Genomic DNA, 6,229 nt, shown 5'->3' with positions numbered 1-6,229 from the left:
CCTGGGGCTCAACTCAACATCCTCCAGCTACCTAAGCCAGCAGGTGTTGGGCACCAGCCATGCGCTTGCAACTCTTTCGCGCATGGAAGCGATGGACGGGGTTTCGAGCCAATGCTTGAACTCTGTGGGCGACTACAACGCCATGCGCTCTGGCAATCAGCTGTCTCGCGGATCGCTTACGCAATCCCAGTTCGATACATCATCGTTTACCACCACAGAACTTGAACAGCTCAACCTAGTGAACGTCGCGAACGCGCACCACCTTAATGAGTCGCAGGCGCAAGGTGCGCTCCATGCCTGTCAAGCGGCTCAGGCGGCAGTGCAGAATATGGCGCAACGTGCAGCGGCGGCGGATGAAATCAACAATGCTGCGTTCGTTCAGCATCAGCGGTCGGTCTTTTCTTCAGCGCCTGCGAACAGCTCCCCAACCTGGGACAACTACCTGCCGTGAAAGGAGCAGTTATGCAGCAACTTCTCAGAACAAAAGTCTTGATCGGCATCCTTGCGGCTCTTAGCGTTATAGGTGTACTTCTCGCACGCGAGCTGCATGTAAACCAACAGACTGCGGTATCAGCAGCGAAGACTGCAGAAGAACGCGAAACAGCAGCCCAGATCGATCGCGACGATAAGGCTGCAGTTCAAAGGATTCGCGAACGCAGCGCTCAGAAGGCAAATAACGCGGTAAAGCAGTAACAACCAGCACGGCAGCAAACTTCCCAGACAGAGGAGACACCACAAAATGAACCTTCCCCCAATGGCCTCCTCTGCGCTTTTCCTTCAAGCAGCCGCACCTGGTGTTGACTGGCTCTATCAGTTCACCAACAATCTCACCAATCTCACGACGCAGAATGGTGATGCTCTCTCCTCGGTCGGTATGACCCTCCTGGCGTTCGTCAGCATGATGAAGCTCATCCGCATGGTTGCTCATTGGAACATCTCGACAATGACCCTCAGTCTGAACGCTCACCCGGTGCGTGTAGGTGATCTGGTGGAATTTCTCCTGCAGTTGATCATCTGCTTGCTCATCATCAACTACTGGGTGACTCCGTTCCCCGGTGCGAGTTTTGGGTTCAACCATCTCTTCTCGTACTTCGCCCAGGTCATTGTCGCGGCTCTTGACCAGAACTCACTGAGCCAACTCCAGAACGCTCTGAGCACGGCAGTCAACAGCACCCCGCCCCCAAGTTATCTCGCACCGATGGAGATCCTGACCTACCTGCTGGTTTATCTCTTCGTCGGGCTGGCCGGCGGCATTCTGTTTCTCATCAACTGTTCGTCGTTCATCTTCTACGGTGTCGCGGCGCTGTTCGGACCCATCTTCGTTCCACTTCTAATGACGCGCACGTTCCGCGGAAAGTTCTATCATTTTGTAGATGTGCTGTTGAGCTTCGCTATGATCCGGGCGGTCGCCGCCGCCTTCATCTTTGTGTGGTCGGGGTTCCTTATGACCTTCCTTCAGCAGACCTTCAATGGCGACTATTCACTCCCGATGTGGATCGCGAACCTCTACGGAGTGATAGCCGTCTTCATCGCCTTCATCCTGAATATGACGATGGTGCCTACGATTACACAAACGCTCTTCGGTGGCGGATCGGGTGCCGCTGGCAAGATCGGCCAGATCGTTGAAACAGCCTTCATCCGCGCAGCTGTTGTGGGGTCAGTCTAATGCTCACACTCTTTGGCTTCTATCACCTTGTTCCACGTTCACTACAGCCGATCGTTCGAGTACTTGCTCTTCTTGTAGTTCTGGCGATAGTGATCTTTTCATTGATTGCGTTCTCTCACATCCTCCAGACGCTGCCAAAACATGGTCACCAGTACGATTCGGTCAAATCGCATCGGGTGAAGGAGACTCAATGACACACGCACGTCTCACTCCCAACCAGATAATGCTCACTGATGAGATCGCGAACGAGAAGTACGTCGGCTTCTACGCAGAGCGCAAATTGAGTCGCATGGTCATCGCATCAGAGACATTTCTCCTCCTCGGTTCGTTCGCTGTCATCATCTCGCTTGCACATCGTCCGGTTCAGACTCGCTACATACGCATCGACGACATGGGAAAAGCCACAGCGATCCAGTATTCAGACCTCGCCTATTCGCCGCGCGAAGGCGAGGTCCGCACCTATCTGACGGATTGGGCAAACTACCGCTACACGATCAATCGCGAGACCGTAGTAAAGAAGTATCCGATGAACTATTACTTTCTTTCAACGCAGCTTGCGAACCAATACATGGCCGAGGACAATGCCGCTCACTTGGTCTCGCAAGTTCTCGGCAATCAGATTGAGCAAAGCGATGTAGAGGTCGATGGCGTGACCATCACTTCGATGTCGCAAGAGACCGTCAAAGACGCCGCTATCGCGCGTGGAACGGCTCTCGTGAACATCACGAAGATCTACTCCCCTCGGAACTCCCGGCAGCCACGTAGAGAGCACTGGGCGCTGTCGGTGACGTACTACCTAAACCCTGCCCAAGTGAGTCTGGCAGCGCAGACCTTTCCGCAGTTCGAGACCATCAATCCGCTCGGGCTTACGATCACTGAATTCCATGAGAACCGTTTGTCAGTAGAACCTATCGACACGGTGCATCCTTCACAGTCCCCGGCGGTGCAGTCTCAGTCTGCCGCGAACACTCCAGCGGGAGGCGCGCGATGAGTTGGGATCTGGTGCTCGGCTTTTTCCCGGAAGAGGTGCAGAGGCTCATCCTTGATGACTCGATCTCCGATCTCATGATCAATGGGACTACCGGTGTCTTCGCCGACCGCAACGGCGTCGTCGAACCGATCGCTCTCGCCTGTGCTTTGACGACTGAGACTCTCCTGGCTGCGACCCAACAGATCGCGAGGAAGCTGGGGCAGAACCTGTCGGATCAGAACCCTGTCCTGAACACACGCCTTCCCGATGGCTCCCGTGTTGCCGTCGTCGGACCACCTGCCTCAATCAACGGAATTACGATGACCATCCGCAAGTTCAACCACTGGTATACGTCAGAGCAATTGATCGACTTCGGCAGCCTTCCGATCAGCGTCCGGGACGCGGTCGTGTCCATGTTGATTCAGAAGAAGAATGGCATTATCAGCGGTGGAACCGGGTCAGGGAAGACGACCCTAATGAAGGCATTTCTCGATCACATCCCGCTCAACGAACGTCTCTGCATCATCGAGCAGCCAGCGGAGCTAAAAGTGGCCCATCCCAACGCCGTTCGCTGGGAGGCAGTGGAAGCGATCCCTGGTCAAGTCGCCATCACTCCAAGCGAGCTAGTGGCCGCTGCGCTTCGGCATCGGCCCGACCGCATCATCATGGGCGAGATTCGCAATGAGTGCGGATATGATCTGCTGCAGGCCATGAATACAGGGCACGGCGGAACGCTCTCGACGATCCATGCCAAATCGGCGTGGGATGCCCTCAGTCGGCTGTCGAATCTCGCCCTCAGTGCCAGAGCGAATCTGAACCATGCCTTCATGCGTTCGGAGACCGCAGAAGCAATTGACTTCGTGCTGTACTGCGAGCGCAACGCCAAGGGCCACCGCCGCGTCCGTGAGCTCATAACGGTCTCCGGTTACAGTCATGCCGACCAATGCTTCCTGACGGAGGAGGTCTACCGTGCTTCCGACGCCTAAGGCGAGTATCTCCAGCTAGAGAATCCAACCCGAATCTGAGGTCACTCCCATGCTCTTCCAAGCGGCTCATGCAGCTGCACAGCCCAACTCGTCTCTGAAAGCGCCCATCATGGCGTCCCTGGTTTTCCTGACGCGACAGTGCGAGCGCTCAATGCCTTCCTTTCGTGGCTCAATTGCCGTCGAGAAATCGGCTGCGATTGTGGGCACTCTGCACGCCTGGGATCGGTTGGGTGACTTCCGCGTATTGGAGTTGTTTCCGTCCCGTATCCCGTCCTCTACTCGGGTTCACGCTTCGGGGCCAAACCGGCGCCCTGCGGCTCGGCGTCGTTCTGCTTCGACTGTGTCGCCCCTTCGGGGTCTCGGTTCCTCCCAAAAGAAGTTTGAAGGCCGCGGCAGAGAGCGCCGCTCAAACTTCTTTCGGGCCCCGCCAAGAAAGCACTCCTTGGCACTTGGGAGCCGGGCCCACTCGCTCGCTACGCGAAGGGTGACCCGAGCAGCTTACGGGAATTTCAACGAAACGGAGATCACCACCATGTACTCAAACAAAGTCACCCTCATCGGATTCCTCGGCAACGACGCAGAGGTTCGCGCCAACAACGACCGCAGCCTCACCACTCTCTCAGTGGCAACGAAAAGCTCCTACAAGAAGGACGGCAAGTACATCGAGCACACCGAATGGCACCGTTGCGTTGTCTTCGGCAAGCTCGGAGAGTTCGCCGCCACGCTCAAGAAGGGTACCCATATCCAGGTCGAGGGTGAGCTGCGCAGCCGCAGGTATCAGCCCGCAAAGGTAGGCAAGAAGCAGCCTGATGAGAGGACCATCTGGGAGATCCGGGTGAACTCGATTCTCAAGCTGGATCGTGCGGCCAAAGCGACGGCGGAAGATACCGAAGACAACTCAGAGGAAGAGGCCGCATAGGCCTTCCTCTTTTCCCGGAGAGTCCGGCATCGAGCCGGACTTCTTCGGCTGCTAAGAGCCCCTTGTCTTTTGCGCTCGCAGCATGGACAGACCGGAGGAATTGTGATGAACGAAACTGTCAAAGACTTTCTCACCCGGTGCTTCGCCCCTGGTGACACGATCGCTCTCTTGCTTCGCAACGAGAGCGTAGCAAAGACGCAGCAGCGCATCGTTCCTTTGGAACGCGCGCTCGCGCCACGTTACCAGGGCTGGCTCGCTCATGAGAACCGTAATAAGACGAATATCTATGTGGCTGCCAACCCTCTGCTCCCCGGAAGCCTTAAACGCACGAAAGAATGCATCGCTTCCGTTCGCCATCTCTATATTGATATCGATGTGAACGGCGAGGCCCGGCTCGCTGAGCTTCGTGCCTCCAACCTTGTGCCAGAGCCCAACGTAATCATCTCCACTTCGGCAGGGAAGTATCAGGTGCTCTGGCGCGTGGAGAACTTCGACTTCTACGCGCAGGAGCTGACCCTCAAGCTGCTCGCTATGGCTTTCCACGGCGATATCTCCTGCACCGACTGCAATAGAGTTCTTCGCATTCCTGGATTCAAGAATTGCAAGTACGATCCAGCGCAGCTCGTCACCGTTGAATATCTCGCCGATGTCACCTATCAGCCAGACGATTTCCATCTGAATGTCCTTCGGGAAGCCTGCATGGTCCCTCCTATCCAACGGCAACCTGTGCGTCGCGATATGCAGACCAACTCCGAGCATGATTGGGCTTGGGTCTCGCGTGAACTTTCCCACGGGAAAGATGCCATAGAGCTCACTCTGGAGCTGGCTTCGCGGCGCTCCGACAAGCCCAATCCCGCCTACTATGCGCAACGGACTGTGGACATGGCGTCTGCTCGTCTCTGGCTAGAGAAAGGCACGTCCGCTGCCGAGGTGATCGCCATCCTTGAGAGCCGCAGACAGGTTGAGATTCCTGCAGCACTTTGCTCCGCTCGTGCGCGAGAGACCGCTGCCACAGCGCAACGGATGGTCGCTCGCAGATAGTTCGCTCTCTTCATTACCTAAAGGAGAATTAAATGCCTCTACTCGAAGTTATCCAAACCCGCCAAGTCAGCGCCTCCATCCGCCTCACGGATTCGACCGCTACGCAGGTCGATCAGTACGCGGCGTTTATCCGCGCTTCCGCCGACGATGTTGTCGAGCAAGCGCTCGCGTATGTCTTCTCGAAAGACCGCGACTTCCAGGACTTCCTGAAGACGCCCCAAGCGAAGCAGGCATCCTCGACTCTTCGCATTCGCAAAGGCCCTGTCGCTGAGACATCGGAAGTATCGCCCAGGAAGCCGGCGAACGTGCCGCAATCTGCTGTGCAAACGACGGCAGCAGTAGCGGGTCTGAAGGCATGATCTGCCTTCGAATTCAGTGGCCAGAACACAACGGTGCTGCGCACCGGAAGAATGTTGACACTCCATCCCTCGAAGGGTGTCGTCTCAGCCGAAAGTGGATTCCTATAGGAATCCGTTTTCGAATGAATCACTTACCAGGCATTGGATTCCTGTAGGAACTCGAAGATTCCTATAGGAATCCAGCATTTCCGAGGTAGCTATGAGCCGCACAGCATCTCCCGATGATCTCGACCTTAGCACCCGGCTTCGCCGCTCGCGCGGGCGTAGCGGCAGGGTGTTCTCCGTCAA

The 6,229-nt window shown here is 56.3% G+C and carries 7 protein-coding genes and 1 pseudogene; all 8 read left to right on the top strand.

Translation table 11 applies throughout. From position 1 onward, the window contains the following. Positions 1-451 (top strand): annotated as a pseudogene (locus tag HDF16_RS29415) (hypothetical protein); the annotation flags it as partial. Between the two features lie 11 nt (positions 452-462). Then, complete coding sequence (locus HDF16_RS29410) at positions 463-693, top strand: hypothetical protein (protein ID WP_184224411.1); 231 nt, start codon at positions 463-465, stop codon at positions 691-693. 46 nt (positions 694-739) lie between these two features. Further along, positions 740-1,666, top strand: coding sequence for a hypothetical protein (locus HDF16_RS29405; protein ID WP_184224410.1), 927 nt, complete (start codon positions 740-742; stop codon positions 1,664-1,666). A gap of 190 nt (positions 1,667-1,856) precedes the next feature. Further along, entirely contained in the window at positions 1,857-2,657 is an 801-nt protein-coding gene (locus tag HDF16_RS29400; RefSeq protein WP_184224409.1) for a VirB8/TrbF family protein, read from the top strand. Beyond that, positions 2,654-3,622, top strand: a complete 969-nt coding sequence (locus tag HDF16_RS29395; protein ID WP_184224408.1) for a CpaF family protein — start codon at positions 2,654-2,656, stop codon at positions 3,620-3,622. The genes HDF16_RS29400 and HDF16_RS29395 overlap by 4 nt, the downstream gene beginning before the upstream one ends. 532 nt (positions 3,623-4,154) lie before the next feature. Then, positions 4,155-4,541, top strand: coding sequence for a single-stranded DNA-binding protein (locus HDF16_RS29390; RefSeq protein WP_184224407.1), 387 nt, complete (start codon positions 4,155-4,157; stop codon positions 4,539-4,541). Positions 4,542-4,646: 105 nt separating this feature from the next. Beyond that, positions 4,647-5,582 carry a DNA-primase RepB domain-containing protein gene (locus tag HDF16_RS29385; protein ID WP_184224406.1) on the top strand — a complete coding sequence of 312 codons (936 nt, stop codon included), beginning with the start codon at positions 4,647-4,649 and terminating at the stop codon, positions 5,580-5,582. Positions 5,583-5,614: 32 nt separating this feature from the next. Continuing rightward, positions 5,615-5,941 (top strand): hypothetical protein, encoded by a 327-nt coding sequence (locus HDF16_RS29380; RefSeq protein ID WP_184224405.1) that lies wholly within the window; start codon positions 5,615-5,617, stop codon positions 5,939-5,941. Positions 5,942-6,229: the final 288 nt, after the last annotated feature.

It is taken from the genome of Granulicella aggregans (assembly GCF_014203275.1).
Classification (GTDB): Bacteria; Acidobacteriota; Terriglobia; order Terriglobales; family Acidobacteriaceae; genus Edaphobacter.
Note: the sequence above shows the minus strand (reverse complement) of the source record. Positions and strands in the feature narration are given on the sequence as shown.

Bases quoted from the DNA above. Each gene is read 5' to 3' on its own strand.
- HDF16_RS29410 (WP_184224411.1), top strand. From the start codon at position 463: ATGCAGCAACTTCTCAGAACAAAAGTCTTGATCGGCATCCTTGCGGCT.
- HDF16_RS29405 (WP_184224410.1), top strand. From the start codon at position 740: ATGAACCTTCCCCCAATGGCCTCCTCTGCGCTTTTCCTTCAAGCAGCC.
- HDF16_RS29400 (WP_184224409.1), top strand. From the start codon at position 1,857: ATGACACACGCACGTCTCACTCCCAACCAGATAATGCTCACTGATGAG.
- HDF16_RS29395 (WP_184224408.1), top strand. From the start codon at position 2,654: ATGAGTTGGGATCTGGTGCTCGGCTTTTTCCCGGAAGAGGTGCAGAGG.
- HDF16_RS29390 (WP_184224407.1), top strand. From the start codon at position 4,155: ATGTACTCAAACAAAGTCACCCTCATCGGATTCCTCGGCAACGACGCA.
- HDF16_RS29385 (WP_184224406.1), top strand. From the start codon at position 4,647: ATGAACGAAACTGTCAAAGACTTTCTCACCCGGTGCTTCGCCCCTGGT.
- HDF16_RS29380 (WP_184224405.1), top strand. From the start codon at position 5,615: ATGCCTCTACTCGAAGTTATCCAAACCCGCCAAGTCAGCGCCTCCATC.